Here is a 25,107-nt window from a genome sequence, read left to right on the forward strand (position 1 = left end):
TCATGCAGGGCATTCTCTATGAGGAACCCTCGATCTGGCAGTTCTTCTTCGTCACCTGCCTGCTCGGCGGCTGGGCGGCGTGGATGACGGGCAAGGCGTGTGCGCAGACGTGGCGCAGCTTCGCCCAGTTGTTCGCCTTCATGCTGGGGCTCGGCATCGGCATAAGGTTCATTCATCACGCGCTGTTCGGCGGAACGATGTTCTCGCTGCATTACTACATCGTCGATACCATTGTGCTGATGATCTTGGGCTTCATCGGCTACCAATACACGCGCACCAACCAGATGGTAACGCAGTATAATTGGCTTTACGAAAGAGCCTCTCTTTTGAGCTGGAAACCAAAAGGTTGACATTTATCATTAACGGCGTTTCAGGGATGAATCGGCGTGACAAGTGCCTGAAAATCGGCAAAGTACTCTTTCTGCGAGCAAGAGTGGGCATCGCATGAAAGCAACATCCACGCCCACTCGGTAAATGGGAGCGTTTCAATGAAAAAGTCACTTTTGTCCGCCGTCGCCCTGACCGCGCTTGTCGCGTTCAGCGGCAACGCGTGGGCTGACATCCTGATCGGCGTTGCCGGTCCGATCACCGGTCCGAACGCAGCGTTCGGCGCCCAGCTTCAGAAGGGTGCCGAACAGGCAGTCGCCGATATCAATGCGGCCGGCGGCGTTCTTGGCCAGCAGCTCAAGCTTGAAGTCGGCGACGACGTCTCCGATCCCAAGCAAGGCATCTCGGTCGCCAACAAGTTCGTCGCCGACGGCGTCAAGTATGTCGATGGCCACTTCAACTCCGGCGTCTCGATCCCGGCGTCGGAAGTCTACGCCGAGAACGGCATCCTTGAGATCACGCCGGCCGCGACCAATCCGAAGTTGACGGAACGTGGCATGTGGAACACCTTCCGCACCTGCGGACGCGACGATCAGCAGGGCAAGGTCGCTGGCGACTATCTCGCCGCGAACTTCAAGGATGCCAAGATCGCTGTCATCCATGACAAGACGCCTTATGGCCAGGGCCTCGCCGACGAAACCAAGAAGGCGCTCGCAGCCAACGGCGTGACTGAGGCCATGTATGAAGGCATCAATGTCGGCGACAAGGATTTCTCGGCCCTCATCGCCAAGATGAAGGACGCGGGCGTCTCGGTCGTATACTATGGCGGCCTGCACACCGAAGCCGGCCTGATCATACGCCAGCTCGCTGACCAGGGCCTCAAGGCAACCTTCATGTCCGGCGACGGCATCGTGTCGAACGAATTGGCCTCCATCGCCGGCGACGCCGTCGAGGGCACGCTGATGACGTTCGCTCCGGATCCGCGCAAGAATCCGAACGCCAAGGAACTCGTCGAGAAGTTCCGTGCGGCCGGCTTCGAGCCCGAGGCCTATACCCTCTATTCCTACGCAGCGATGGAAATCATCGCGGCCGCCATCACCAAGACCGGTTCAGCCGATGACGCTCAGAAGGTAGCCGAGACCATCAAGTCGGCCGGCCCCTGGAAGACCGCGATCGGCGAGATCGGCTACGACGCGAAGGGCGATATCACCCGTCCTGACTACGTCATGTACACCTGGAAGAAGGGTGACGACGGCAAGTACACCTATGTCGAGAACGCACCCGGCAAATAACCGGACGTTGCTACATGAGAATGCCCGGCGCCTCGCGCCGGGCATTTTTTATGAGAGTTCCCGAAAGCCTGGATCGGAACTGCCCAGGCGTTCTTCGGATCGACACGCAATGTGTCAGCGCGATAGATCAAATTAAATCGGTTTAATCCTCTTTTCGATTTTGTTTGCACTGCAGCATTTTCGCGCTAATCATATCCGGCAGTTCCCTTCCCCGCGTCCGGAGCCCTGTCCTTGGCAATCTCGAAGATCCTTGTCGCCAACCGCTCCGAAATAGCCATCCGCGTCTTCCGCGCGGCAAACGAGCTCGGCCTCAAAACCGTGGCGATCTGGGCAGAGGAGGACAAATACTCCCTGCATCGCTTCAAGGCCGACGAAAGCTACCAGGTCGGGCGCGGGCCGCATTTGGCCAGGGATATGGGGCCGATCGAAAGCTATCTGTCGATCGAGGAGGTTATCCGCGTCGCCAGGCTATCGGGCGCCGATGCCATACATCCAGGGTACGGTCTGCTGTCGGAAAGCCCGGAATTCGCCGAAGCCTGCGCCAAGGCCGGCATCATCTTCATCGGGCCAAAGCCGGATACGATGCGCAGGCTGGGCAACAAGGTCGCCGCCCGCAATCTCGCAATCGAAGTCGGTGTGCCGGTAATTCCCGCTACCGATCCCTTGCCGGACGACATGGCGGCGGTAAAGGAACTCGCCAAGACGATCGGCTACCCGGTGATGCTCAAGGCGTCCTGGGGCGGCGGCGGCCGGGGCATGCGCGCCATCCGCTCCGAGGCCGATCTCGCCCGCGAGGTGATGGAAGGCAAGCGTGAGGCGAAGGCCGCTTTCGGCAAGGACGAGGTCTATCTCGAAAAGCTGATCGAGCGCGCGCGCCATGTCGAGGTGCAGGTGCTGGGCGACACACATGGCAACGCCGTGCACCTGTTCGAGCGCGATTGTTCGATCCAGCGTCGCAACCAGAAAGTGGTCGAGCGGGCGCCGGCGCCCTACCTCGAAATGTCACAGCGCGAGGAGCTTTGCGGCTACGCGCTGAGGATCGCGCGCGAAACCAGCTATATCGGCGCCGGCACGGTCGAGTTCCTGCAGGATGCCGATACCGGAAAATTCTATTTCATCGAGGTCAATCCGCGTATCCAGGTCGAGCACACCGTCACCGAACAGGTGACCGGCATCGACATCGTCAAGGCGCAGATCCACATCCTCGACGGCTTTGCCATCGGCACAGCGGAATCGGGCGTGCCGGCGCAGAAGGACATCAGGCTCAACGGCCACGCGCTGCAGTGCCGCATCACCACCGAAGACCCCGAGCATAATTTCATCCCCGATTATGGCCGCATCACCGCCTATCGCGGCGCCACCGGCTTCGGTATCCGCCTTGATGGCGGCACCGCCTATTCGGGCGCGGTCATCACCCGCTTCTACGATCCGCTGCTGGAAAAGGTAACGGCGTGGGCGCCGACGCCGGCCGAGACCATCGCCCGCATGAACCGGGCGCTGCGCGAATTCCGCATCCGCGGCGTGGCGACCAACCTCACGTTCCTCGAGGCGATCATCAATCACCCGAGCTTCGCCGACAATTCCTACACCACCAAGTTCATCGACACGACGCCGGAACTGTTCGCCAGTGTGAAGCGGCAGGACCGCGCGACCAAGCTGCTCAACTACCTTGCCGACGTTTCGGTCAATGGTCATCCCGAGACGCGCGGCCGGCCGCAGCCAAAGGCCGATGCGGCGCCACCGGTGGTGCCATATCTCAACGGCAATGTGCCTCAAGGCAGCAAGCAGAAGCTCGACGTGCTCGGGCCGGAGAAATTCGCCGCGTGGATGCGCGAACAAAAAGAGGTGCTGGTCACCGACACGACAATGCGCGACGGGCATCAATCCTTGCTCGCGACGCGTATGCGCACCTATGACATCGCCGGAATTGCCGGCACCTATGCGCGTGCTCTGCCGCAGCTTTTGTCGCTCGAATGCTGGGGCGGCGCCACATTCGACGTCGCCATGCGCTTTCTCACCGAAGACCCATGGGAGCGGCTGTCGCTGGTGCGCGAGGCAGCACCCAACCTTGTGCTGCAGATGCTCCTGCGCGGTGCCAACGGCGTTGGCTATACCAACTATCCCGACAACGTCGTCCAGCATTTCGTCCGCCAGGCCGCTGCCGGCGGCATCGACCTGTTCCGCGTCTTCGACTGCCTGAACTGGGTCGAGAACATGCGCGTCGCCATGGATGCGGTCGGCGCCGAGGGCAGACTGATCGAAGCGGCGATCTGTTATACCGGCGACATACTCGATCCGGCGCGGGCCAAATACGATCTGAAATACTATGTCGGCCTGGCCAGGGAATTGCAGGCGGCAGGCGCCCATATCATCGCCGTCAAGGACATGGCTGGGCTTCTAAAGCCGAGCGCTGCCCGCGTGCTGTTCAAGGCGCTGCGCGAGGCGACGGACCTGCCGATCCACTTCCACACCCACGACACATCCGGCCTGTCGGCGGCAACCGTGCTGGCGGCGGTCGAGAGCGGCGTCGACGCCATCGACGCGGCGATGGATTCGCTATCCGGCAACACCTCGCAGCCGTGCCTCGGTTCGATCGTGGAGGCGCTGAAGGGCACCGAGCGCGATCCGGGCCTCGACCCGCAGTGGATCAGGAACATCTCGTTCTACTGGGAGGCGGTGCGCAACCAGTATTCAGCCTTCGAAAGCGACCTGAAGGGGCCGGCATCGGAGGTCTATCTGCACGAAATGCCGGGCGGTCAGTTCACCAACCTCAAGGAACAGGCGCGCTCGCTCGGGCTGGAGACACGCTGGCACGAAGTGGCGCAGACCTATCACGACGTCAATCTGATGTTCGGCGACATCGTCAAGGTGACGCCGTCGTCCAAGGTCGTCGGCGACATGGCGCTGATGATGGTGAGCCAGGACCTGACCGTCGCCGACGTCGAGAATCCGGCGAGGGACATCGCCTTCCCGGATTCGGTGGTGTCGATGTTGCGCGGCGATCTCGGCCAGTCGCCGGGCGGCTGGCCAAAGCCATTGCAGAAGAAGGTGCTGAAGGGCGAAAAGCCGATCACGGTGCGGCCGGGTTCGCTGCTCAAACCGGCGGACCTCAAGGCCAGTCGCGCGGAGGTCGAGGAAAAGCTCGAGCGCAAGCTCAGCGAGTTCGAGTTCGCGTCGTGGCTGATGTATCCGAAGGTGTTTTCCGATTTTGCCGCCGCGCAGGAGACCTACGGGCCGGTCAGCGTGCTGCCGACGCCGACCTATTTCTACGGCATGAAGCCGGAAGACGAGATTTTCGTCGACATCGAAAAAGGCAAGACGCTGGTGGTGCGCTGCCTTGCCATGGGCGATGTCGACGAAAAGGGCATGGTCACCGTGTTCTTCGAGCTCAACGGGCAGCCGCGCCGGGTGAAGGTGCCGGACCGGGCGCATGGCGCGTCCGCTGCCAAGGCACGGCGCAAGGCGGAGCTGGGCAATGAGGCGCATGTCGGCGCGCCGATGCCTGGCGTCGTCTCGGCGCTTGCGGTCGCTGCCGGCCAGCCGGTGAAGGCCGGCGACGTGCTGCTGTCGATCGAAGCGATGAAGATGGAAACGGCGCTGCATGCCGAACGCGACGGCACCATAGCCGAGGTGCTGGTCAAGGCCGGCGACCAGATCGATGCCAAGGATCTGCTGATCGCGTTCGGGTGAAATAGGCCGGCATCAGACAGCCTTGTCGGCGCCTGGCAGCAACCCTTCATGCCGCATCGATAGCACCTTGACCCGCCGCGCCCGGTCGGGCATCGAACCGCTGCAATTCGCCGCTCGGGTCACCCCGAGTCGCGGTGAGAAAACGACGCGGAGAGAAGACTATGGCCGACGACATCATCGAGACCAGCCAGACTGTTGCCGCCGGCCAGCTGCGCGCCTTCATCGAACGCATCGAGCGGCTCGAGGAAGAGAAAAAGACGATTGCCGACGACATCAAGGAAGTGTTCGCAGAGGCCAAGGGCACCGGCTTCGACACCAAGGCGATGCGGTCGATTATCCGGCTGCGCAAGAAGGACCAGGCCGAGCGGCAGGAAGAGGAATCCATCCTCGATCTGTACAAGGCTGCGCTCGGCATGGTGTAAAGGCCGGCCTCGGCGCCGGAGACGATCGCGGGAGAAGCGGTTCTGACCATGGATTCCAGCCATGAGCGAATTCGATTTTGGCGCCCGCCGCGCCTCTGAATTCCGCCAACGCAGCTTCTGGACGCTGTTCGCGGAACGGCATCCGGATGAAAGGGCTCTGCTGGCGAGGCGCGGACCGTGGTTCTGGCAGCGTGGGCTGCCCGATTTCGCATTGGTCCTTTCCATGTACGTCGCGCCTGCGCAGAATCATGTCGGCGTCTTCTTCGGCCGCAACGAGAAGTTCGGTGCCACGCAAGCCTGGTCGCGGTTGAAGCCGTTCCAGCCGGCCATCGAAGACAGGCTGAAGCTCAGGCCAGAACAAAGTTGCGACGGCCTCGGCATCAATTCGATGTGGCGGGTGAATTGTCTTGCCGAAGACAATTGGCCGGCGATGACCGACTGGCTGGTGACGGAAGCCTCGCGTTTCGAGCGCGCGATTGCCGAAGTTCTGGGTCAGGAATAAAGCAGGGTTTCCAGACGCAATCCTTAGAATCGCTCTGGTGAGCAGAGCGAGGGAGCCGGTCGATCGATGACGATCATGTCGCGCGTTGCCGCCTTCTTCCGCTCACGCTGGTTCGGCGGCGTGCCGCTCGATCGGCTGTTCTGGCGCGACCTGGTCGTTGTCGGCACAGCGATCAACGTCGCGTCGTCGGTGGCGGCACTCATTCTGCTCGGGCTGAAGCTGCCGCTTGCGCTAGTCCTGGCGGTGCATTTCGCGCCGGTGCCCTACAATATCTTCCTGACCTTTGCCGTTTGGCGAACTGCCGGAAAATCGAGTGGCGTCATGGCCTCGCTGATGACGCTTGGCGCCACGTTGTGGCTGATCCTGGTGGTTGTGGCCTGACGATCAGGCGGCCGGATCGAATTTGAGCGCCACGCCGTTGATGCAATAGCGCAGACCGGTCGGCGGCGGGCCGTCGTCGAAGACATGGCCGAGATGGCTGCCGCAGCGGGCGCAATGGCACTCGGTGCGGACCATGCCATAGCTGCGGTCGACGGTGGTCTCGAGCGAACCCGGCACTGGGTCGTTGAAGCTCGGCCAACCGGTGCCGCTCTCGAATTTCAGCTTGGATTCAAACAAGGGCTGGTCGCAGCCGACGCAGGAGAAGGTGCCGGCGCGCTTCTCGTGCAGCAGGGCGCAGCTTCCCGGCCGCTCGGTGCCGTGGTTGCGCATCACCGCATATTGCTCGGGCGTCAGCCGGGCGCGCCATTCGGCATCGGTGCGGGTAACGGGGTAGGTGTGGCTGTCCATTTTTTCCTCTTAGCTTATCTCGCTATTTGGGTTGCCTTCCCAACTTCGCCTGAAATAGGCATTTGTTACGGCGTTTGCCCGTATTTCCAATCCCGTTGCAAAGAATTCCTCAGGCGATGGCCGCGAGATAGCGCGCAACCGATGCTGAAAATGCCGCCTTTGCATCTCCGATGACGTTCTGGTTCCACCATGCGCCGTAGATATGGTCGAACGCGAAAGGCTCCAGCGCGGCCTTGATGCCGTGCACCTTCGTCGCGTTGAGCGGGATATAGTTCGGATAGCTGTACATGAAGCTGACATGACGGCGGGTCGGCGTCACCTGCAGGATGTCGCCGGCCAGGATGGCATTGCCGGCATCGCGCTTCCAGTGCAGCACCTGGCCACCGGCAAAGTGGCCGCCGCAGCGGATGAGCGTCAGCGACGGGTTTATGGCGCGCATCTCGCCCTCCCAACTGATGATTGCCGGATGCGGCCGCATGATCCACTGACGATCATCGGCGTGCAGATAAATCGGCACGCCGCCAAACGCCGCGCTCCATTCGACCATTGCCGAATAATAATGGCCGTGCGAAATGGCGATGGCGGCCAGGCCGCCCCGGCGGTTGATCTCCGCCACCGCCTCGTCGCTGACCATCGAGATACAGTCCCACAGCACATTGCCGTGCGGCGTTTGCGCCAGCAATGCGCGCTGGCCGATAGCGAAGCGCGGCTCGATGCCGAAGGCGAGCACGCCGGCGTCATCCCTCATCATGATCCGATGGCCGGCGGCGAGCTCTTCCGGCGTGATCCAGGCCTGGCCCTCCCAGCGCACATATTGCCGCTCGTCCTCGCAGATCGGGCAATGTCGCGGCGGCGTCGCTGTTGCCGCGAACTGGACACCGCATTGCAGGCAAAGGAAACAGGTCGACCGTCCTGTTTTGCGTGGATCCATTCAGTGCTTCCTTGAAAGTTGCTTCGTCGCGGCTTCGAGGCCGGCGAGCGTCAGCGGAAACATGCGGCCGCCAAAGATATCGCGGATCATGGCAATCGAATGGGTATAGCCCCAGTTCTTCGCGCCTTCCGGATTGAGCCAAATGGCGTTCGGCCATTGCTGCAGCAGCCGGCCGAGCCAGACGGCACCGGCCTCCTTGTTCCAGTGCTCGACCGAGCCGCCGGGATGGGCGATCTCATAGGGGCTCATCGAGGCGTCGCCGACGACGATCACCTTGTAGTCGGGGCCATATTTATGCAGGAGATCGAAGGTCGGAATCACCTCGGCATGGCGGCGGCGATTGTCCTTCCACACGCCTTCGTAGAGGCAGTTGTGGAAGTAGAAATATTCGAGCTGGCGGAATTCGGCGCGGGCAGCCGAAAACAGCTCCTCGACGCTCCTGATGTGGTCATCCATCGAGCCGCCAACATCGAAGAACATCAGAAGCTTGACCGCATTGCGACGTTCGGGTTGTGTCTTAACGTCAAGATAACCGTGTTCGGCGGTGGCGTGGATGGTGCCGGACAGGTCGAATTCCTCTTCGGCGCCTTCGCGCACCCAGCGGCGCAAGCGCTTCAGCGCGACCTTGATGTTGCGGGTGCCGAGTTCGACGGCATCGTCGAAATTCCTGAACTCGCGCCTGTCCCAGACTTTTACCGCGCGGCGGTTGCGGCTCTCGTGCTGGCCGATGCGCACGCCTTCGGGATTGTAGCCATAGGCGCCGAAGGGCGAGGTGCCGCCGGTGCCGATCCATTTCGAACCGCCCTGATGCCGGCCCTTTTGCTCCTCCAACCGCTTCTTCAGCGTCTCCATCAGCTTTCCGAAGCCGCCCAGCGCCTCGACAAGTTTTTTTTCCTCGTCGGAGAGGTGCTTTTCAGCGAGCCTCCGCAGCCATTCCTCCGGGATGTTTGCGACATCGACCGCGTTTTCGCCAGCCAGCGCCTCGACACCTTTGAAGATGTGCGAAAAGACCTGGTCGAAGCGGTCGATGTGGCGCTCGTCCTTCACCAGAGCGGCGCGGGCGAGATAGTAAAAGCCCTCGACATCATAGTCGACCAGCCCGGCCTCCAGCCCCTCCAGCAGCGACAGATATTCGCGGAGCGAGACCGGAACCCGCGCTGCCTTCAGTTCGAGGAAGAAGGGGATGAACATGAAAATGAATGTATTAGATTGAATGCTGGCTGTCATTTACGATAACCTCGAACGAGGCTATCCGGTTATAGGGCATTTTGTCGTGAATTCATGTCTTTGAGAAGAACCCTACTGAGCAAAGGCCTTTTCCCTGAAACCCTTCCGCCTTGCTTCGATAGTGCGGACTTAAATAGATCTCTAATTGGATTGGTGGGAGAGCTTAATACTAGAAAATTTTATAAAAAGCGGTCCACCGCCTATATTCGGTATGTCGGCACGAAACACGATCGAAATCGTCGGGCTTATGCGACGCCAAATCCTATAACGTACTTTAGTATTTGTGAGTTTGTCTCTGCAAACTGGAAAAAGTTTGAAAAACAATTCAACCTTTCTCCATATAGCCTGAGTAGCCCAAAGATTGGGGGCAAGGATGACGATCGATCCGTCATAGTAGCCTCTCTCAGCGAGTTATCAGACCAGACCGCTAAGCGAATTAGATACGCTCCATACATCCTTAAGACTGACATATCTCAGTATTTTTCCAGCATATACACGCACTCAATACCGTGGATCGCGCATGGGACAGAGGCGTCTAAGCTGGATAGGGACCCAAAATCAAAGAAAAATAGGTTCAATGCACTCGACTGGTTCGTGCAGCAATCTCAAAGGGAGCAGACGCGCGGTATTCTAATTGGCCCGGACGCATATCGTTTGATAGCCGAATTCATTGGATGTCAGATAGACAAAAGCCTTAACGAGCGAGCTCAGCATCTAATTGTCGGGGCCATTCGGCATGTCGATGATTTTTATATTGGAGTTAGAAGCGAGTCTGACGCCAGCGTTGTCTTATCTCATCTAAGAGAGGTATTGCTGGACTATGAATTGCAACTTAACGATCCAAAAACCGGAATTTTGAACGGCCTGTCTCCAATTGACGACCTGTGGGCACAAAGATTACGAGGGTTCGGTGTTGAAAAGTGGGGGGAGCTTGAATCGGATAAGGTAGCATACCTGCTCGACAGTTCCTATCAGATGTCAAAGGACATGGGCTCCGAAAGCCCCCTTAAAATCGCTTTACGAAAACTAGATAAAGCGAAAGTTTACAAGAAAGATACATGGAACATAATAGAGCCAAAGCTTCAAAGAATAGTTCAGCATTTCCCGCATTCAATAGATTATGCATTTTTACTTGTAGCAAAGCGTTATGCTATTGGTGAAGATTTAGATGTGGACGGCTGGTCAGAGGTCATATCGACGTTAATCGCAAAGCATTCGTCTTATAGCCATCATCATGAAATTGTTTGGTGCCTTTGGCTCCTTTTTACGTGCGGCCTTAAGCATAGCAAGGATCTTATAGAGAGAACCGGCAAGCTGGAAAATGCTCATATTAGAGCGATAATAATTGCCGCGTATGGCGACGGCAGATGCCTTTATGGTCCTGGAATCAATTTGGGCGCTCGATTGCCATCTGACGATCAAAATTGGCTATCTGCGATTGTTTCCCGGACTTCTGGTGTTTCTAAGGCGCCTTTTGGCGGATCATTGGCGCCAGAATTTGAGCATCTGTCGGATCGAAACCTCCGGTTAATCGATTTTGAGAAGCATATCGAGGCTGTCCGTGTAAACAAGGTGCGGGCGATTAGCCGCTCTCGCTACGGCTATGACGACGATGACGATGATGTTGATTTTGACATCGATGATCTAGAATTTTGACAGTATGCGCTCTCATCACAACAGATCGTATTCGATGAAGCCGGTCCTGCGCGCCACGTGGTCGTAGAGCTTGCGTGCGGTGGTGTTGGTCTCGTGGGTCATCCAGTAGACGTTCTTGACGCCGATCTTGCCGGCTTCCTGCTTGACCGCTTCGATCAGGGCGGCGCCGACGCCCTTGCCGCGCACATCGGGGTCGGCGAACAGGTCCTGCAGATAACAGTTGTTTATCTGCGACCAGCAGGAGCGATGGTAGAGATAGTGCGTCAGGCCGACGGCCTTGCCGTCGAGGGTGGCGATGAAACCCTTCGGCTCGAACTCGCCCGCCGTGAACAGCCGCTTCCAGGTGACGGCGTAAACCTCTTCCGGCAGCTTGGTTTCGTAAAAGGTGAGGTAGGCGGTCCACAGACGCCGCCAGTTGGTATGGTCGGATTGCGCCAATGGGCGGACGGTGATCTCGGTCATTTCGTTTCCCTCTGAACTCGGCAACCCGAAGCTGCCTCCGTGCCCGGCTAGAGGCAACGGTCCAGCACCGGGAAAGCGCTGTCCGGTGACTTCGTGGGCTTCCGGCCGACCGGCCCCTCACCCCTGCCGTCTCGCCATGAAAGCCAGGCGCTCGAACAGATGCACGTCCTGTTCGTTCTTCAGCAAGGCGCCGTGCAGTTTCGGCAGCGCGTTCTTCGGGTCGGCGCGCAGGTCTTCGGGCGCGATGTCGTCGGCGACCAGCAGGCGGATCCAGTCGAGTGCCTCGGAGGTCGACGGCTTCTTCTTGAGGCCCGGCACGTCACGGATTTCATAGAATTGCGTGAGTGCGGCGCGCACCAGGTTCTGCTTGATGCCGGGATAGTGCACGTCGACGATTTTGTGCAGCGTCTCGACGTCGGGAAAGCGGATGTAGTGGAAGAAGCAGCGGCGCAGGAAGGCGTCCGGCAGCTCTTTTTCGTTGTTGGAGGTGATGATGACGATCGGCCGGACGGTGGCACGGATGGTCTCGCCGGTCTCGTAGACGAAGAACTCCATCCGATCCAGTTCCTGCAACAGATCGTTGGGGAACTCGATATCGGCCTTGTCGATCTCGTCGATCAGAAGCACGACTTTCTTGCCGGCAGCAAAGGCGTCCCACAGCTTGCCGCGCTTGATGTAATTGCGGATGTCGTTGAAGCGCTCGTCGCCGAGTTGGCTGTCGCGCAGCCGCGAGACGGCATCATATTCATAGAGGCCCTGCTGCGCCCGCGTGGTCGATTTGACGTGCCATTCGATCAGATCCAGGCCGAGCGCCGCCGCCACCTGGCGGGCAAGTTCGGTCTTGCCGGTACCGGGCTCGCCCTTGACCAGCAACGGCCGCTCCAGCGCGATCGCCGCGTTGACCGCCACCATCAGATCCTTGTCGGCAACATAGGCTGCCGTGCCTTCGAAACGCATTTTTGCTCCCGGGTTCATCGCGCGACCCTAAGGACGCGGCCTTCGCTGTGCAAGGCGCCGCTGGCAAAGCGGGGATCTTGCCGGCGCGACCTCGTCGAGCGGTTCTGCGTCGATTTAAGACTCGAAACATGTCGTCTCTCTGGCGCTTGGTCTGCCGTCTGCCTATATTGGCGGAGACGGTCTGCGCTTCCCGGCAGGAGAACATTTTCCCCGGGGCCTTAATGATCCCTAGGGAGCTGTCCCTGGGAAGACCCGTGGGTTTTCTCATACGGCGCCCACCTACTTTGTAGGTTCCCGGGATCGCTCTCTCCACCGGTTGTGTGGATCGTCACCTATCGAAAAGGCCATGTCTGGCGGATCTTGTCGTCGCGCCGCTTTGTGCGGTGCTCTCACGAACGAAAAGTTCGCCCCGCTCCTCCAAAACGTCGCTCGTAAAACTCCATTCAAATCTGACCTTTTCTAGCGTCGGCGCATGACATCCCCAAAAGACCTGAAAAAAAATCTCCGCAACCAAGCCCTCGGGCGCCGCGACGCGCTCGATCCTTTCTGGCGGGTGGAGGCAGCACTCGAAATGGCCGAGACGGCGCGCGACCGGATCACGGTCGAGCCGGGCCAGATCGTCTCAGGCTTCTGGCCGATGCGCTCGGAAGTCGACGTCCGGCCGCTGATGTTTGCCTTGCGCGAGAAGGGGGCAAGGCTCTGCCTGCCGGCCATTCTGGACAAGACCACCATCGTCTTTCGCGAGCTGGTGCGTGGCGCGCCGATGATCGACATGGGCTTCGGCACCGTCGGGCCGCATGAGGAAGCCGAGGTACTCGACCCCCAGGTCATGCTGGTGCCGCTCGCCGCCTTCGATGCGCGCGGCCACCGCATCGGTTACGGCGCCGGCTATTACGACCGGGCGATCGCGCGGCTGGCCGACAAGGGGCAGCAGCCGCGGCTGATCGGCATTGCCTTCGACTGCCAGGAGGTGGCCCTGGTGCCGGACGAGCCGCATGACGTGATCATTCCGGAAATACTCACCGAGAGCGGGTTGCGCCGGTTCGGTATCCCTTAAAATGTTCCGATCCGCTTAACGCGTTTTCAAGACATATCAGGATAGTGTTTCTGCAATACAATCCGGGTCGATGGCGCGATGGCTTTTGTCTTTATGCGATTCCTCTTGATGCCGTTCGCCCTGATCGCGGTAGCGCTGTTTGCGATGGGATTGCACGTCATCGGGACCACGCTGCATCACAAAGCCGCCTGGCATCAGACGGTCGCCACGGTGACGGATGTCGATCCCTACACCGAAACGCAGGAAAACGGCCTCACCACGGATGGCATCGATGTCGCCGTCACCTATGTGGTCAACGACGCGCCGATGACCTGGTCCGGAAAGGGAAAAATTATCGGTCTTTACAGTGCGTCCATGGGCGACAAGGTAGAATTGTACTACGACCCTGCCGATCCATCGAACCTCGATACCGCCGCAATGAAAGGCTGGCGTGGCGGGCTGTTGCTGCTTGTCGTCACCGGCGGTTTCATCGCCTTCTACGTCTGGTTCTTCTGGCTACGCGGACGGAATCCGCCGTCGCCTATGACGCCATCGCCCGTTCGCGCAGCGGGCGCGAGCGCAAAGCCGCAACGGCAGCGCGCCACTTTCGGCCGACATTAGAACCAATCGCGGGTACCGCTTGCCTAGCGTCCATGGCTCTGGATAGAAGTGCGCATGAGACTTCTCTTTCTCGGCGACATGGTCGGCAAGACAGGACGTACGGCGGTGTGGGAACAGCTGCCCGGCCTGATTTCGGATTTCAAGCTCGACTTCGTCATCGTCAATGGCGAGAACGCCGCCGGAGGCTTCGGCATCACCGAGGAAATTTTTCGTGAGACGATCTCGGCCGGCGCCGATGTCGTCACCACCGGCAACCACGTCTGGGACCAGCGCGATGCGCTGATTTTCGCGCCGCGCGAAGAGCGCTTCCTGCGTCCGTCCAATTTCCCCAAGGGTACGCCGGGGCGCGGCTCAGGCGTCTACATCGCCAGGAACGGCGCGCGCGTGCTGGTCGCCAACATCATGGGCCGGGTGTTCATGCATCCCGAGCTCGACGATCCGTTCCAGGCCGGCGAGCGCGAACTTGCCGCTTGTCCGCTTGGCGAGCAGGCCGATGCGATCGTCATCGATTTCCATGCCGAGGCGACCTCGGAAAAAATGTGCTTCGCTCATTTCGTCGACGGCCGTGCCAGCCTTGTTGTCGGCACCCATACGCATCAGCCGACCGGCGATCACCAGATCCTCAATGGCGGCACCGGTTATATTTCCGATGCCGGCATGTGCGGCGATTACGATTCCTCGCTCGGCATGGACAAGGAGGAGCCGCTCAACCGGTTCTTGTCCAAGGTGCCGAAAGGCCGCTTCGAGGCGTCGACCGGACCGGCGACATTGTGCGGCGTCGGCGTCGACATTTCCGACCGTAGCGGCCTGACCGAACGGATCGCGCCGTTTCGCCGCGGCCCGCGGCTGGAGGAAACGGCTCCATCCTTCTGGTCGTGACATTGATATAGACGCTTGCAATACCCAATTGCCGGCGAAACTGCTCTAGATCGTAGAGGGGACGACCTCCATGCAGCTAGTCGAATTCCTGGCGCCGCATCTCGCCTTTGTCTCCGACCCGACGGCATGGGTCGCGCTGCTGACGCTGATCGTGCTGGAAGTCGTGCTCGGCATCGACAATCTGATCTTCATCTCGATCCTGACCAACAAATTGCCGGTAGCGCAGCGGGCCCGCGCCCGGCGGCTCGGCATCTCGGCCGCGCTGGTGATGCGGCTGATCCTGCTGGCCACCATCTCGATCATCGTCCAACTGACGACGCCGATATTCACCGCCTTCGGCCACGGGTTTTCATGGCGCGACCTGATCCTGATCGCCGGCGGCCTGTTTCTCGTCTGGAAGGCGACCAAGGAGATCCACCACACGGTCGATCTCGATGATCACCAGGACACCATGATGGGCGAGACGCTGCAGCTTTCGCTGGCCGGCGCGATTTTCCAGATATTGCTGCTCGACCTCGTCTTCTCGATCGACTCGATCATCACCGCCGTCGGCATGACCGACGAAATCGCGATCATGTACATCGCGGTGATCGTGGCGGTGAGCGTGATGATGCTGGCGGCCGGGCCGCTGGCCGATTTCATCGCCAGGAACCCCAGCATCGTCATGCTGGCGCTCGGCTTCCTGCTGATGATCGGCATGACGCTGATCGCCGACGGCATGGGTTACCACGTGCCGAAAGGCTACATCTACGCCGCCATGGGTTTTTCGGCCTTGGTCGAAGGGCTCAACATGCTGGCTCGGCGGCGGAAGAAGGCAAAGGGCGGGGGCGGGCATTGACTTGACTCTTACAGAATTGTGCGTACAATTTTGTAAATAACGGTGCCGCCATATTGCGATTTGAATGGGATCCCGAGAAGGCCAAGCGCAACCGTGCCAAGCATGGTGTTGCGTTCGATCTCGCCGAAGATGTCTTCAAGGATCCGCTTCATCTGATTGTGCCTGACCGGTTTGAAGATGGCGAGCAAAGGTGGCATGCGATCGGGATGATCCAAGGGCTGGTGGTACTGCTCGTTGTTCACACTTATCCCGATCTCGAAGATGAGGAACGAATTCGGATTGTCGGTGCCCGGAAAGCAACGCCGCATGAAAGGAGGCGCTATGAGCAGGAAGGAACTTAGCCAAGATCAGCGCAACCAGCTCGCCAATTTGGCAGATTTGCCTGACAGCGAAATTGACACGTCCGACATTCCGGAAACTTCGGCCGAGAATTGGGTTCATGCTCGCCGAGGGCACCTCTACCGGCCACTAAAGCAGCCGGTGACCATTCGGCTTGACGCTGATGTGCTGTCCTGGTTCAAGGAGCATGTCGAAGGCGGTGGCTATCAAACGGAGATCAACCGCGTGCTCCGCCGTCATGTGCTAGAGCAGGAAAAGCGGCGTTCCTGAGCATTCGCGGTCTGTTGCCAGCCGATCTTGGCTCGCCGTTACTTAATTTGCTGGAACGTCCTTCGGGTGGCGGTCGCCGATCAGGCCGAGCATCACGCCTTGCTCCAGCCACGCCTTGGCGCCGGCGAGCACCAGCGCAAAACCGCCGGTCGAGCCGATCGCCTGCTTGACCTGCTCATCGGGGCTGCCGACAAAGCCGGAATTGCGGACCTCGACAAAGGTCGTGCCGCCCGGCATCTCGGCGAAAGTCCACACTACGGTGGTCGGCGGATCGCTCCATTGCATGACGATCTTCTTGTTATCGACGATCTCACTGACATTGACCGTCGTCGAGACGCCATACATGCGCCATTCCCAACTGATTTCCTTGCCGCTGTCCAACCTGTCGCTGCCATGGGTGAACCAGAATTTCGTCGTGATCGCCGGATCGACGAAGGCTTCGAATACGTCAGCGACCGGCCGCCTTATCAGCATGCCGGCTTCGGCGGTCGGTGTTTCACGGATTTTCATAGCGTCCTCCTTTCCACGGCGCCGCCCTGTTCACCAGGCATCGGGTTCGCGCACGAGGTGAATGATGTTGGCCGGATTGGTGATCCAGCCGCCGCGAAAGCCTTCACCCAGTGCCTCAATGGCATCGCAGCGCACGACGCCGGCCTTGGCGAGATGGTCCGCAGCGCCTGGAAAATCATCGGTGAACAGTTCCAGCCAGATCTCGGCCTGGCTAAGCGTCGGCGCTTCGTCGATCCACAGGCGATTGGGGCCGAGTTCGAAGCCGACGGCCGGCGGCTTGGCCGTGAATGGCTTCAGGCCGATGACGTCGCGATAGAAGGCGATCGTCGCCTGGTATTGATGCGGCGGGACTTTCATGGCGATGTTGATGCCGCCGGTGATCTTCGCGGTCATTCTTACTCCATTGCTCTCAGATGTTGTTCTCGTTAGCCGGCTCGCCCTTCATCTCGCTGCGGTAATAGCCGTCGCGCAGATTGATGCCGTATTCGACATAGGCCTTCATGCAGGCCAGCATCTGCGACCAGCCCTCGCAATTGAGGTAGGATTTCTTCAGGCCGACCGCGTTCTCGTGCCAGCCGGTTTCGGCGATGGTGACGAAGGTGCCGCCATCGTCGAGCGGCTCGAAATTCATCTCGATGCGGGTCTTGTAGGCTGGCTTGCCGTCGGCGTCGGTGGCATCCCAGCGCAGCACGATGCGGCTGTCCTTGGCCACCTCCTCTACCTCGACGGGAACCTTGCCCCACCAGATGACGGTGGCGCCCGCCACCAGCAGTGCGCTGGCGCCGCCGATCGTGGTGAAGTAGCCGCTGAGTTTCTTCGGATTGACGACCGCATCGAAGACTTCGGCGACGGGTTTGCCGATGCGGCCAGAAACCCTGAATCCAAGAGACATATCCACAGCTCCTTCCTTGAATGGCTCAAGGATATGTTATAGAAATATAACATGTCAAGCCAATCGCGAGACGACAATGTTTTCAAGGCGCTGGCGCATCCGCGCCGGCGTGCGTTGCTGGACCGGCTGAAGGATGCGCCGCAGACCACCGGCATGTTGTGCGATGCCTTCCCCGACATGGACCGCTGCACGGTCATGCTGCACCTGAAGGTGCTGGAGGAGGCCGACCTGGTCGTGGCGCGGCGCGAGGGGCGCGAACGCTGGAACCATCTCAACGCGCTGCCGATCAAGCACATCCACGACCGCTGGATCAGTCAATATGCCACGCACGCGATCAGCATCCTCGACCGGCTGAAATCCGATCTTAAGGGATGAAAGGTTTGCCGAAGCCTGCCGATTTTCGGATCTTGAAAGCCTTGCGTGCCGGCAGCAATGGCGCGGCTGGACGAATTGAGCCGATTTATCTATAAGCCGGCCATTCCGACAGCGAGCGCCGTCCGTCCGTCAGGGACGCAGCAGGACGTTCTGAAATTTTGAATTCGAGCATTTTTGCAAGATGCCGGGTGGTTCACCAGGCGGCAGATGCTCTAGCCGAGAAGACGACAGGGGTGCCATGGCTGGCCATTCACAGTTCAAGAACATCATGCACCGCAAGGGCCGCCAGGATGCGGTGCGGTCTAAAATGTTTTCCAAGCTGGCGCGCGAAATCACCGTCGCCGCCAAGAGCGGCACGCCCGATCCATCGATGAACCCGCGCCTGCGCCTTGCGGTGCAGAACGCCAAGGCGGTGTCGATGCCGAAGGACAATATCCAGCGCGCCATCAACAAGGCGTCGATGGGCGATGCCGAGACCTACGAAGCCGTGCGCTACGAGGGTTACGGGCCAGGCGGCGTCGCGCTGATCGTCGAGGCGCTAACCGATAACCGCAACCGCTCGGCGTCGAATGTGCGCGCCGCCTTCACCAAGGCCGGCGGGGCGATGGGCGAGACCGGCTCGGTATCGTTCATGTGGGACCGCGTCGGCGAGATCTACTATCCGGCATCGGCCGGCAGCGCCGAGAAGGTGATGGACGCGGCGATCGAGGCCGGCGCCGACGATGTCCAGTCGGACGAGGACGGCCACACGATCTATTGCGCCTTCGAGAATCTCGGCGAAGTGTCGAAGGCGCTGGAAGGCGCGCTCGGCGAGGCTGAATCGGTGAAGCCGATCTGGAAGCCGCAGACCAATATCGCGGTCGACGAGGAGCGGGCACAATCGCTGATGAAGCTGGTTGCGACGCTCGAGGACGACGACGACGTGCAGAGCGTCTACGCCAATTTCGAGGTCGACGAGGAGACCTTGGCGAAGCTCAGCGCGGCATGATCCAACAGGCGCTGCCCACAGTCCGCATCACCTATTGCACCCAGTGCCAGTGGCTGCTCAGGGCCGGCTGGATGGCGCAGGAGCTGCTGTCGACCTTCGGCACCGATCTGGGCGAAGTGACGCTGGTGCCCGGCACCGGCGGCATCTTCACCATTTCCTGCAATGACACGCTGGTCTGGGACCGCAAGCGTGACGGCGGTTTTCCCGACGCCGCAAAGCTCAAGCAACTGGTTCGCGACGTCATCGATCCGGATCGCGATCTCGGCCATGCCGACCGCAAGGGCGATAAGTCAAAAGACCCTGCCTGACGGCCTTTTAGGACTTCCGTCCTGCATTCACCGCCATGCGAAGATGAAGCAGCCCAGCGCCATGATGGCGGTGATAGTGCGGACGTGGTTCCACATCACCCAGTCCCTGAGATAGGTGGCCCACACGGCGGCGCCGTTGGCGCTTGCCGGATCGACGGCGGCCAGGGCGTTGTTGAGCGGCACGTTGAACATCATCGTCACGATCGGATTGCCGACGACATAGATCAGGGCGCCGGCGAGAAGCCAGAACGAACCCGGTTGGCTCCAGCCGATAAGAGCGCCGGCGGCGAGGACAAGACAGACCAGCCCGGTGCCGAAAAGTGCGGTCATGAATGTCGGCGTGATCACGGTGATGTTGATGGAATTCATGGCGGCGATGCCGCCTTCGGCAGGCAAGCGGGCGAGCGCCGGCATGATAAAGTTGGAGAAGGCGAAGAAAACGCCGCCGACAACGCCTGAGCCAATGGCAGCGACGAAAGCAAGGGTGGGAAGCAGTTTCATGATCATGTCAGTTGCTCCGGTTCGGGGTTCGACAGTTTGATTGGCGTGTCGTTTAAAAAATGTGAGCGATCCTCACATTTGCAAAACGTGATAAACCCTCGTATTTTGTCAGTCAAGCCATTTTTCTGGAGACAGTCATGGAAGGCACCGCTGCACCGGGTTCCCGCAACGAGCAGGCCGCATCGCCGCGCCGGGCGCCGAGCCAGCAGCGCAGCCGCGAGCGGGTCGAGCGCATGCTGGCCGCCGCCTCGGCGCTGATCGCCGAGCAAGGCAGCGACGCCATGCGCATGGGCGAGGTTGCGGAGAGGGCCGGCGTGTCGATCGGCTCGCTCTACCAGTTCTTCCCCGACAAGAGAGCGATCATCTGGGCACTGGCCGAACGTTATACCGCCGAAAGCCAGGCCTGCATTGCCGCGGCACTTGCCGACGTCAGTGACGCCGACGGCTTGCGCAAGGCGTTTTCGGAGTTGGTGGATATCTATTACCGGTTGTTCCTGGCGGAGCCGGTGATGCGCGACATCTGGTCGGGCACGCAGGCCGACAAGGCGTTGCGCGAACTCGAGCTTGCCGATAGCCGGGCCAACGCCGAATTCCTCACCACAGTGCTGAAGCGGCTGCGGCCGTCCGCCGATTCGGAAGCGCTGGAAACGACGTCATTTCTCATCTGGCAACTGGGCGAGGCCACCATGCGGCTGGCGATCTCGGTCGGGCGGCAAGAAGGCGACAGGCTGGTCGCAGCCTACAAGCGCATGGCCCTGCGCGAGTTGCTCGGCGAGTAGGGCCGTATTTTCGCAACAAAAAACCCGCCACGAAGGCGGGTTTCTCGATCTGCGAAACGCCAATGCGGCTTAGAGGCCGAAACCTTCGAAACGCTTCTTGAACTTCGACAGGCGGCCGCCGCGGTCGAGCAGGGTCTGCTGGCCGCCGGTCCAGGCCGGATGGGTGGTCGGGTCGATGTCGAGGTTCATCGTATCGCCTTCCTTGCCCCAGGTCGAACGGGTCATGTACTCGGTGCCGTCGGTCATGACGACCTTGATGGTGTGGTAGTCGGGATGGATATCGGTCTTCATGGGTCTGTTCCTGGCTTGCCGGGTGCTGCCGACGGGCTGAAGCCTGCGTCGATGCGCCCCTTTTTAAAACTCGAAGCCGCAGCTATTGAGGAGCCACGGCTTCTAAAACGGTCGGCGAGCCTATACATCAGCCGGAATTGAATCACAAGGCCGCGGCAAGCGCATATTGATGGCGCAAACCCCAAAGGGCCAAAGGAAACGGTCATGGCGAACATCAGCGGCGATGCAGACGAGCGCAGGCGCTCGCTGAGGCCGCTGCAGCGCCTGTTTCCCTACATCACCCATTACCGCAAAATGGTCATCGGCGCGATCGTCTCACTGGCCGTCGCGGCGGCGACGACGCTGGCGCTGCCGCTGGCCGTGCGGCGGATGATCGACCACGGTTTTTCCGCTTCCGATTCCAGCTTCATTGCCGAATATTTCGCCATGCTGGTGGTGATGGCCGCCGTTCTGGCGGCGGCGTCGGCCAGCCGCTACTATTTCGTCATCACGCTCGGCGAGCGCGTCGTTGCCGATATCCGCCGCGATGTCTTTGCCCACGTCACCACGCTGTCGCCCTCCTTCTTCGACACGGCCCAGTCGGGCGAGATCGTCTCGCGGCTCGCCGCCGACACGACACAGGTCAAATCGGCCGTCGGTGCTACCGCCTCGGTGGCTTTGCGCAACGTCATCCTCGGCCTTGGCGCCGTGGCGATGATGGTCTTCACCAGCCCAAAACTGTCCGGCCTGGTCATCGCGGCCATTCCGCTAATCGTGCTGCCGCTGGTCGCCTTCGGCCGCTCGGTGCGGCGCAAGTCACGGCTGGCGCAGGATACTCTGGCCAATGCCACCGCCTACGCCAGCGAGCAGATCGGCGCGGTGCGCACCCTGCAGGCCTTCACCAACGAGAAGCTTGTAACCGGGTATTTTTCATCCGCCGTGGAAGCAGCGTTCGAAGCGGCGCGGGCCTCGATCTTTGCCCGCTCGTTTCTCACCTTCTTCGCCATCTTCATGATCTTTTCCTCGGTCGTGGCGGTGCTATGGTTCGGTTCGCGCGACGTGCTCGACGGCACGCTGTCGCCAGGCACGCTTGGCCAATTCCTGCTCTATTCGGTGTTCGCCGCCGGCGCGCTCGGCGCCCTGTCGGAAGTCTGGGGCGAACTGTCCCAGGCAGCGGGCGCTGCCGAACGGCTGACCGAGATCCTGGCCGAGAAACCGGCGATCCAGGCGCCCGCCGATCCGAAGCCGCTGCCGGCAAAGGCGAGAGGCGCGATCAGTTTCGACGATGTCTCCTTCTCCTATCCGGCCCGGCCCGACCGCGCCGCCGTCCATGGCCTGAGCTTTCAGGTCAAACCCGGTGAGACGGTGGCGATCGTCGGGCCATCCGGCGCCGGCAAGAGCACGGTGTTTTCGCTGCTTCTACGCTTCTACGATCCGGAGGCCGGCAGGACCGTCATCGACGGGGTCGATCTGCGCGAGGCCGATCCGGCCGCGATCCGCGCGCGCATCGCCATCGTGCCGCAGGACGTCACCATCTTTGCCGCAAGCGCGCGCGACAATATCGGCTTTGGCCGGCCTGGCGCCAGCCAGGCCGACATCGAGGCGGCGGCGAAGGACGCGCTTGCCGACGAGTTCATCCTGAAACTCGAAAAGGGCTATGACAGCCAGGTCGGCGAGCGCGGCGTGACGCTGTCGGGCGGCCAGCGCCAGCGCGTGGCGATCGCCCGCGCGATTCTGCGCGATGCGCCCATCCTGCTGCTCGACGAGGCGACCTCGGCGCTAGATGCCGAAAGCGAGACGCTGGTGCAGACGGCGCTGGACCGGCTGATGCAGGGCCGCACCACGATCGTCATCGCCCATCGGCTGGCAACCGTGCTGAAGGCCGATCGCATCCTGGTCATGGATGGCGGCCGCATCGTCGAGGAAGGCACGCATCAGAGCCTGGTCGCCAAGGGCGGCATCTATGCGCGGCTTGCCAAGCTGCAGTTCGACACCGGGGCGAATGCTTTCAGGGGCGCGGCCGAGTAGCATCGCTCCATCCCGATGAAATCGGGATGAGGCTCCATCTTCTTGTTTGACCATGATCTTTTCCGAAAACCGGCATCCACTTGTCGGGATCATGGTGCCCAGCGGCCGCCGAGTTTCTTCAGCTACCGAAAGCTCGGCGTTTGCCGCGTCGATAGGCTATGAACAGGGGAACGCCGACAAGCAACGACAACAAAAGCATGCTGGCGACGGTCTGTCGCTGCTCCTTTGCCGGATCGCTGAGCTGCACATCGGCAGGCGGCTCTTCATAGGTAAAATCGTACTGCCAGCGAACCTGGTCTGCGAGGTCATCGACGGTTTTCAGATAATCGGCAATCGCCTTGGCCGGTACTTCAGTCGCCAGCGTCTGAAAGTTCCATTCAACTTGAAATTCGGTGGGCGTGTTGGACCAGGATGCCTTGAGAGACAGATAGGGCGTCACGACGTTTTTCATCGACTCGCCGGAAAACCTCGCCTTGAGGTTGCGCACGGTCACCTTGTGGCGGCGGTAGAACTGGGGGCCGAGGGAGACGGGCCCGGTTCGGTCGACGATTGTCGGGGTTGGAAGAGAGTTGTTGCCGAGATCGGCCGCGCGGATCGGGAAATTCTTTGCCAGATCGTTGGCCGCCAGCGCCTCCGCCGGCAAGCGATAACTTTCCTTCACGCTCACTATGTTGCCGTCGCGGCGATCCACGATTTCCGGCTTGGCGATGGTTTGGATGCCCGGATATTGCTTGTTGTAGTATTTCAGGTAGGCGTCCGACACCTCGCTCAGCGACCTGCTGGCGAAATTGCCGCGCATCCAATCGGCATCGGCGTCCTCATATGTCGAGAAGACCGTCAGCACGAGGGGATCGCCCGGTTTCCGCGGAAAGTCGAATTCCTCGGCGATCTGGATCGATGGGCTGGTAAGCACAGGGCTCGGCATCTTCTCCAACCCGCCGGTGCTGGAAAGCGGCAGCGCGAAGCCGTAGTCGGGCTGTGCGAGATTGTGCGCCCTGCCGCCCTGAAGATAGTTCGTGGCGTCCAGCCAATATGTCTTTGCTCCGATCCTTGCCTTGACGATGGCATGGTCGAAATCGCGGAGCGCCGGCAGATGCTGGTCCAGGGCCCGTCCCTCGTCGAGATCGGCCAAGGCGACCTCGGCAGCAATGCCAAGCCGCACAAGCGACGAAACCAGCAGCAGGGCCTTGTCCTTGCAGTCACCAAACCCGCTCAGGATGACCGTCGCGGGATCACGCGGAACGTAGGAACCGGCACCCATCGACAGGCTTACATAGCGGATCTGGTCCTGCACCAACCGCATTGCCTCGACCATCCGGTCTTCGGGCACCGGATGCCGCAGAGCGATGTCGTCGAGCTTTGCGGCAAAAGCCGAGGGAAAAACGGTCGCTGGCTTGTAATAGGGCGCAACGGCATCGACCACACTTTGCCAATTCGCGGTAGACGCGACATCGATGGAGCCCCAGCCTGGATAGGTCACGGGCAGGTTGTCCTCGACATTGACCGGTTTCGGGTTTGAGATTTCCCACAGATAGGTGATGTCCGGCCCAGTCGGGGAGATTGAGGGCTTAAGTCGGGTTCCCCTTGTCTTGATCTGGAGCGGCTGGCCCGAGGGCCAAATGATGCTTGTGCGGATAAGCGCTACCGGCTCTTCCCATTCGGTGGAGAAATTCTTGAAGAAAAGGTCCTTGCCGACCAGCGGTGTTACTTCGTAGGTCGACCCGTAATCGACGATGTCGCCGGCACGCACGTCATCGATGTTGACATGTGCTGTCAGCCAGCCGTCGAAGACGCCTTTCTCGGCGTCTCTTTCCCTGCGGAAGATGTCGAATCCGACGCCTTCCAGCCGGTCCAAAACGGCACCATCGCGGATGATGTGAAGATGGTTGAGCGTGACCTTGTGCCGGGACGGATCGAACTGCAGATCGATACTCGCGCCACGATCCAGGCCGGGACGGTCGACGATTTTATAGACGGTGCGCGAGTACTCGACATAGCCGCCGGCGCGATGCTTGATCTGGTCGTCCGAGAGCAGCCATGAAACGCCATTCTTGATTTGATCCGATCGGGTGGGATCGGCAGCCGGAATATCAAGCTGCTTTACCCAGCTTTCTGCCGGACCCTTGAGAACCATGTCGTCGGACATGGCCGGAGAACTCAGGCCGATCAATAAGATGAAAAATACCAAGCGGGGCCAGAAAGACTTCATCCTATGAAA

General features: G+C 60.4%; 29 protein-coding genes and 1 other RNA gene. 19 read left to right on the top strand and 11 right to left on the bottom strand.

Annotation, left to right across the window (positions count from 1 at the left end):
• Positions 1 to 2: 2 nt before the first annotated feature.
• From NKI29_RS13765 to NKI29_RS13790, 6 genes are all read left to right on the top strand, one after another.
• Positions 3 to 350 (top strand): DUF6867 family protein, encoded by a 348-nt coding sequence (locus tag NKI29_RS13765; RefSeq protein WP_023678048.1) that lies wholly within the window; start codon positions 3 to 5, stop codon positions 348 to 350.
• A 138-nt stretch (positions 351 to 488) separates the two neighbouring features.
• Entirely contained in the window at positions 489 to 1,619 is a 1,131-nt protein-coding gene (locus NKI29_RS13770) for a branched-chain amino acid ABC transporter substrate-binding protein (protein WP_023678047.1), read from the top strand.
• Positions 1,620 to 1,850: 231 nt separating this feature from the next.
• Positions 1,851 to 5,309, top strand: coding sequence for a pyruvate carboxylase (gene pyc, locus NKI29_RS13775; protein WP_352796498.1), 3,459 nt, complete (start codon positions 1,851 to 1,853; stop codon positions 5,307 to 5,309).
• Positions 5,310 to 5,470: 161 nt separating this feature from the next.
• Entirely contained in the window at positions 5,471 to 5,731 is a 261-nt protein-coding gene (locus tag NKI29_RS13780; protein WP_023678045.1) for a DUF2312 domain-containing protein, read from the top strand.
• Between the two features lie 61 nt (positions 5,732 to 5,792).
• Positions 5,793 to 6,233 carry a hypothetical protein gene (locus NKI29_RS13785; RefSeq protein ID WP_352569564.1) on the top strand — a complete coding sequence of 147 codons (441 nt, stop codon included), beginning with the start codon at positions 5,793 to 5,795 and terminating at the stop codon, positions 6,231 to 6,233.
• A 66-nt stretch (positions 6,234 to 6,299) separates the two neighbouring features.
• On the top strand, positions 6,300 to 6,614 hold the full coding sequence (locus tag NKI29_RS13790) for a hypothetical protein (RefSeq protein WP_023678043.1): 315 nt from the start codon (positions 6,300 to 6,302) through the stop codon (positions 6,612 to 6,614).
• 3 nt (positions 6,615 to 6,617) lie between these two features.
• Here the strand turns inward: NKI29_RS13790 and msrB are convergent, their stop codons facing one another.
• The 3 genes from msrB to NKI29_RS13805 form a co-directional block, all read right to left on the bottom strand.
• Entirely contained in the window at positions 6,618 to 7,022 is a 405-nt protein-coding gene (gene msrB, locus NKI29_RS13795) for a peptide-methionine (R)-S-oxide reductase MsrB (protein WP_352569565.1), read from the bottom strand.
• A 109-nt stretch (positions 7,023 to 7,131) separates the two neighbouring features.
• The gene (locus NKI29_RS13800) at positions 7,132 to 7,953 is read right to left on the bottom strand and encodes an MBL fold metallo-hydrolase (protein WP_352569566.1); all 822 of its coding nucleotides are present in this window, start codon (positions 7,951 to 7,953) and stop codon (positions 7,132 to 7,134) included.
• Positions 7,954 to 9,144, bottom strand: a complete 1,191-nt coding sequence (locus NKI29_RS13805) for a vWA domain-containing protein (protein WP_352569623.1) — start codon at positions 9,142 to 9,144, stop codon at positions 7,954 to 7,956. It abuts the gene before it with no gap.
• A 630-nt stretch (positions 9,145 to 9,774) separates the two neighbouring features.
• On the opposite strand from NKI29_RS13805, the gene NKI29_RS13810 reads away from it, so the two are divergent.
• On the top strand, positions 9,775 to 10,836 hold the full coding sequence (locus NKI29_RS13810) for an RNA-directed DNA polymerase (RefSeq protein ID WP_352644587.1): 1,062 nt from the start codon (positions 9,775 to 9,777) through the stop codon (positions 10,834 to 10,836).
• Between the two features lie 15 nt (positions 10,837 to 10,851).
• On the opposite strand, the gene NKI29_RS13815 is transcribed toward NKI29_RS13810, so the two are convergent.
• Both NKI29_RS13815 and NKI29_RS13820 read right to left on the bottom strand, forming a co-directional pair.
• Positions 10,852 to 11,298 carry a GNAT family N-acetyltransferase gene (locus NKI29_RS13815; protein WP_023678039.1) on the bottom strand — a complete coding sequence of 149 codons (447 nt, stop codon included), beginning with the start codon at positions 11,296 to 11,298 and terminating at the stop codon, positions 10,852 to 10,854.
• Between the two features lie 117 nt (positions 11,299 to 11,415).
• On the bottom strand, positions 11,416 to 12,255 hold the full coding sequence (locus tag NKI29_RS13820; RefSeq protein ID WP_352569568.1) for an AAA family ATPase: 840 nt from the start codon (positions 12,253 to 12,255) through the stop codon (positions 11,416 to 11,418).
• A gap of 175 nt (positions 12,256 to 12,430) precedes the next feature.
• Here NKI29_RS13820 and ssrS point away from each other — a divergent pair.
• The 7 genes from ssrS (at position 12,431) to NKI29_RS13855 (ending at position 16,238) form a co-directional block, all read left to right on the top strand.
• Positions 12,431 to 12,586: non-coding RNA, 6S RNA (ssrS, locus tag NKI29_RS13825), on the top strand.
• Between the two features lie 141 nt (positions 12,587 to 12,727).
• The gene (locus NKI29_RS13830) at positions 12,728 to 13,312 is read left to right on the top strand and encodes a 5-formyltetrahydrofolate cyclo-ligase (RefSeq protein WP_352569569.1); all 585 of its coding nucleotides are present in this window, start codon (positions 12,728 to 12,730) and stop codon (positions 13,310 to 13,312) included.
• A gap of 78 nt (positions 13,313 to 13,390) precedes the next feature.
• Positions 13,391 to 13,912 carry a DUF3592 domain-containing protein gene (locus tag NKI29_RS13835; RefSeq protein WP_352569571.1) on the top strand — a complete coding sequence of 174 codons (522 nt, stop codon included), beginning with the start codon at positions 13,391 to 13,393 and terminating at the stop codon, positions 13,910 to 13,912.
• A 54-nt stretch (positions 13,913 to 13,966) separates the two neighbouring features.
• The gene (locus NKI29_RS13840) at positions 13,967 to 14,791 is read left to right on the top strand and encodes a TIGR00282 family metallophosphoesterase (protein ID WP_023678036.1); all 825 of its coding nucleotides are present in this window, start codon (positions 13,967 to 13,969) and stop codon (positions 14,789 to 14,791) included.
• Between the two features lie 70 nt (positions 14,792 to 14,861).
• Positions 14,862 to 15,629, top strand: a complete 768-nt coding sequence (locus NKI29_RS13845) for a TerC family protein (RefSeq protein WP_352569572.1) — start codon at positions 14,862 to 14,864, stop codon at positions 15,627 to 15,629.
• 53 nt (positions 15,630 to 15,682) lie between these two features.
• Positions 15,683 to 15,970 carry a BrnT family toxin gene (locus NKI29_RS13850; RefSeq protein ID WP_352569573.1) on the top strand — a complete coding sequence of 96 codons (288 nt, stop codon included), beginning with the start codon at positions 15,683 to 15,685 and terminating at the stop codon, positions 15,968 to 15,970.
• On the top strand, positions 15,951 to 16,238 hold the full coding sequence (locus NKI29_RS13855; protein WP_352450852.1) for a BrnA antitoxin family protein: 288 nt from the start codon (positions 15,951 to 15,953) through the stop codon (positions 16,236 to 16,238). The genes NKI29_RS13850 and NKI29_RS13855 overlap by 20 nt, the downstream gene beginning before the upstream one ends.
• 42 nt (positions 16,239 to 16,280) lie before the next feature.
• On the opposite strand, the gene NKI29_RS13860 is transcribed toward NKI29_RS13855, so the two are convergent.
• Genes NKI29_RS13860 through NKI29_RS13870 form a run of 3 tightly spaced genes read right to left on the bottom strand, consistent with a single transcriptional unit; the run spans position 16,281 to position 17,640 of the window.
• Positions 16,281 to 16,748: an SRPBCC family protein gene (locus tag NKI29_RS13860; RefSeq protein ID WP_352569574.1), complete on the bottom strand. Its 468-nt coding sequence runs from the start codon at positions 16,746 to 16,748 to the stop codon at positions 16,281 to 16,283.
• A gap of 30 nt (positions 16,749 to 16,778) precedes the next feature.
• Entirely contained in the window at positions 16,779 to 17,141 is a 363-nt protein-coding gene (locus NKI29_RS13865) for a VOC family protein (RefSeq protein ID WP_352454915.1), read from the bottom strand.
• Between the two features lie 16 nt (positions 17,142 to 17,157).
• The gene (locus NKI29_RS13870; protein WP_352569575.1) at positions 17,158 to 17,640 is read right to left on the bottom strand and encodes an SRPBCC domain-containing protein; all 483 of its coding nucleotides are present in this window, start codon (positions 17,638 to 17,640) and stop codon (positions 17,158 to 17,160) included.
• 51 nt (positions 17,641 to 17,691) lie between these two features.
• Here NKI29_RS13870 and NKI29_RS13875 point away from each other — a divergent pair, with 51 nt between their 5' ends.
• The 3 genes from NKI29_RS13875 to NKI29_RS13885 all read left to right on the top strand — a co-directional run bounded on the left by NKI29_RS13875 (position 17,692) and on the right by NKI29_RS13885 (position 19,311).
• Positions 17,692 to 18,015: an ArsR/SmtB family transcription factor gene (locus NKI29_RS13875; protein WP_352569576.1), complete on the top strand. Its 324-nt coding sequence runs from the start codon at positions 17,692 to 17,694 to the stop codon at positions 18,013 to 18,015.
• Positions 18,016 to 18,253: 238 nt separating this feature from the next.
• Positions 18,254 to 19,003 (top strand): YebC/PmpR family DNA-binding transcriptional regulator, encoded by a 750-nt coding sequence (locus tag NKI29_RS13880; protein WP_352540320.1) that lies wholly within the window; start codon positions 18,254 to 18,256, stop codon positions 19,001 to 19,003.
• On the top strand, positions 19,000 to 19,311 hold the full coding sequence (locus tag NKI29_RS13885) for an Rdx family protein (protein WP_352644582.1): 312 nt from the start codon (positions 19,000 to 19,002) through the stop codon (positions 19,309 to 19,311). The genes NKI29_RS13880 and NKI29_RS13885 overlap by 4 nt, the downstream gene beginning before the upstream one ends.
• A gap of 27 nt (positions 19,312 to 19,338) precedes the next feature.
• On the opposite strand, the gene NKI29_RS13890 is transcribed toward NKI29_RS13885, so the two are convergent.
• Positions 19,339 to 19,818: an anthrone oxygenase family protein gene (locus NKI29_RS13890; protein ID WP_352590001.1), complete on the bottom strand. Its 480-nt coding sequence runs from the start codon at positions 19,816 to 19,818 to the stop codon at positions 19,339 to 19,341.
• Between the two features lie 131 nt (positions 19,819 to 19,949).
• Between NKI29_RS13890 and NKI29_RS13895 the strand changes: the two genes are divergently transcribed.
• A complete protein-coding gene (locus tag NKI29_RS13895) occupies positions 19,950 to 20,591 on the top strand; it encodes a TetR/AcrR family transcriptional regulator (RefSeq protein ID WP_352589998.1) in 642 nt (213 codons plus the stop codon).
• A 69-nt stretch (positions 20,592 to 20,660) separates the two neighbouring features.
• Here NKI29_RS13895 and rpmE read toward each other — a convergent pair whose 3' ends face one another.
• A complete protein-coding gene (gene rpmE, locus NKI29_RS13900; RefSeq protein WP_006327661.1) occupies positions 20,661 to 20,882 on the bottom strand; it encodes a 50S ribosomal protein L31 in 222 nt (73 codons plus the stop codon).
• Positions 20,883 to 21,086: 204 nt separating this feature from the next.
• On the opposite strand from rpmE, the gene NKI29_RS13905 reads away from it, so the two are divergent.
• The gene (locus NKI29_RS13905) at positions 21,087 to 22,889 is read left to right on the top strand and encodes an ABC transporter transmembrane domain-containing protein (RefSeq protein WP_352796501.1); all 1,803 of its coding nucleotides are present in this window, start codon (positions 21,087 to 21,089) and stop codon (positions 22,887 to 22,889) included.
• A 118-nt stretch (positions 22,890 to 23,007) separates the two neighbouring features.
• Here NKI29_RS13905 and NKI29_RS13910 read toward each other — a convergent pair whose 3' ends face one another.
• On the bottom strand, positions 23,008 to 25,035 hold the full coding sequence (locus tag NKI29_RS13910) for a DUF3857 domain-containing protein (protein WP_352696868.1): 2,028 nt from the start codon (positions 25,033 to 25,035) through the stop codon (positions 23,008 to 23,010).
• Positions 25,036 to 25,107 lie beyond the last annotated feature (72 nt).

The sequence above is a fragment of the Mesorhizobium sp. M0678 genome (assembly GCF_040320505.1).
Taxonomy (GTDB): Bacteria; Pseudomonadota; Alphaproteobacteria; order Rhizobiales; family Rhizobiaceae; genus Mesorhizobium.

Excerpts from the sequence above, each read along its gene's own strand:
- NKI29_RS13765 (WP_023678048.1), top strand. The coding sequence starts at position 3 with ATGCAGGGCATTCTCTATGAGGAACCCTCGATCTGGCAGTTCTTCTTC.
- NKI29_RS13770 (WP_023678047.1), top strand. The coding sequence starts at position 489 with ATGAAAAAGTCACTTTTGTCCGCCGTCGCCCTGACCGCGCTTGTCGCG.
- NKI29_RS13780 (WP_023678045.1), top strand. The coding sequence starts at position 5,471 with ATGGCCGACGACATCATCGAGACCAGCCAGACTGTTGCCGCCGGCCAG.
- NKI29_RS13785 (WP_352569564.1), top strand. The coding sequence starts at position 5,793 with ATGAGCGAATTCGATTTTGGCGCCCGCCGCGCCTCTGAATTCCGCCAA.
- NKI29_RS13790 (WP_023678043.1), top strand. The coding sequence starts at position 6,300 with ATGACGATCATGTCGCGCGTTGCCGCCTTCTTCCGCTCACGCTGGTTC.
- msrB (WP_352569565.1), bottom strand. The coding sequence starts at position 7,022 with ATGGACAGCCACACCTACCCCGTTACCCGCACCGATGCCGAATGGCGC.
- NKI29_RS13800 (WP_352569566.1), bottom strand. The coding sequence starts at position 7,953 with ATGGATCCACGCAAAACAGGACGGTCGACCTGTTTCCTTTGCCTGCAA.
- NKI29_RS13805 (WP_352569623.1), bottom strand. The coding sequence starts at position 9,144 with ATGTTCATCCCCTTCTTCCTCGAACTGAAGGCAGCGCGGGTTCCGGTC.
- NKI29_RS13815 (WP_023678039.1), bottom strand. The coding sequence starts at position 11,298 with ATGACCGAGATCACCGTCCGCCCATTGGCGCAATCCGACCATACCAAC.
- NKI29_RS13820 (WP_352569568.1), bottom strand. The coding sequence starts at position 12,255 with ATGCGTTTCGAAGGCACGGCAGCCTATGTTGCCGACAAGGATCTGATG.
- NKI29_RS13830 (WP_352569569.1), top strand. The coding sequence starts at position 12,728 with ATGACATCCCCAAAAGACCTGAAAAAAAATCTCCGCAACCAAGCCCTC.
- NKI29_RS13835 (WP_352569571.1), top strand. The coding sequence starts at position 13,391 with ATGGCTTTTGTCTTTATGCGATTCCTCTTGATGCCGTTCGCCCTGATC.
- NKI29_RS13840 (WP_023678036.1), top strand. The coding sequence starts at position 13,967 with ATGAGACTTCTCTTTCTCGGCGACATGGTCGGCAAGACAGGACGTACG.
- NKI29_RS13845 (WP_352569572.1), top strand. The coding sequence starts at position 14,862 with ATGCAGCTAGTCGAATTCCTGGCGCCGCATCTCGCCTTTGTCTCCGAC.
- NKI29_RS13855 (WP_352450852.1), top strand. The coding sequence starts at position 15,951 with ATGAGCAGGAAGGAACTTAGCCAAGATCAGCGCAACCAGCTCGCCAAT.
- NKI29_RS13860 (WP_352569574.1), bottom strand. The coding sequence starts at position 16,748 with ATGAAAATCCGTGAAACACCGACCGCCGAAGCCGGCATGCTGATAAGG.
- NKI29_RS13865 (WP_352454915.1), bottom strand. The coding sequence starts at position 17,141 with ATGACCGCGAAGATCACCGGCGGCATCAACATCGCCATGAAAGTCCCG.
- NKI29_RS13870 (WP_352569575.1), bottom strand. The coding sequence starts at position 17,640 with ATGTCTCTTGGATTCAGGGTTTCTGGCCGCATCGGCAAACCCGTCGCC.
- NKI29_RS13875 (WP_352569576.1), top strand. The coding sequence starts at position 17,692 with ATGTCAAGCCAATCGCGAGACGACAATGTTTTCAAGGCGCTGGCGCAT.
- NKI29_RS13880 (WP_352540320.1), top strand. The coding sequence starts at position 18,254 with ATGGCTGGCCATTCACAGTTCAAGAACATCATGCACCGCAAGGGCCGC.
- NKI29_RS13885 (WP_352644582.1), top strand. The coding sequence starts at position 19,000 with ATGATCCAACAGGCGCTGCCCACAGTCCGCATCACCTATTGCACCCAG.
- NKI29_RS13890 (WP_352590001.1), bottom strand. The coding sequence starts at position 19,818 with ATGATCATGAAACTGCTTCCCACCCTTGCTTTCGTCGCTGCCATTGGC.
- NKI29_RS13895 (WP_352589998.1), top strand. The coding sequence starts at position 19,950 with ATGGAAGGCACCGCTGCACCGGGTTCCCGCAACGAGCAGGCCGCATCG.
- rpmE (WP_006327661.1), bottom strand. The coding sequence starts at position 20,882 with ATGAAGACCGATATCCATCCCGACTACCACACCATCAAGGTCGTCATG.
- NKI29_RS13905 (WP_352796501.1), top strand. The coding sequence starts at position 21,087 with ATGGCGAACATCAGCGGCGATGCAGACGAGCGCAGGCGCTCGCTGAGG.
- NKI29_RS13910 (WP_352696868.1), bottom strand. The coding sequence starts at position 25,035 with ATGTCCGACGACATGGTTCTCAAGGGTCCGGCAGAAAGCTGGGTAAAG.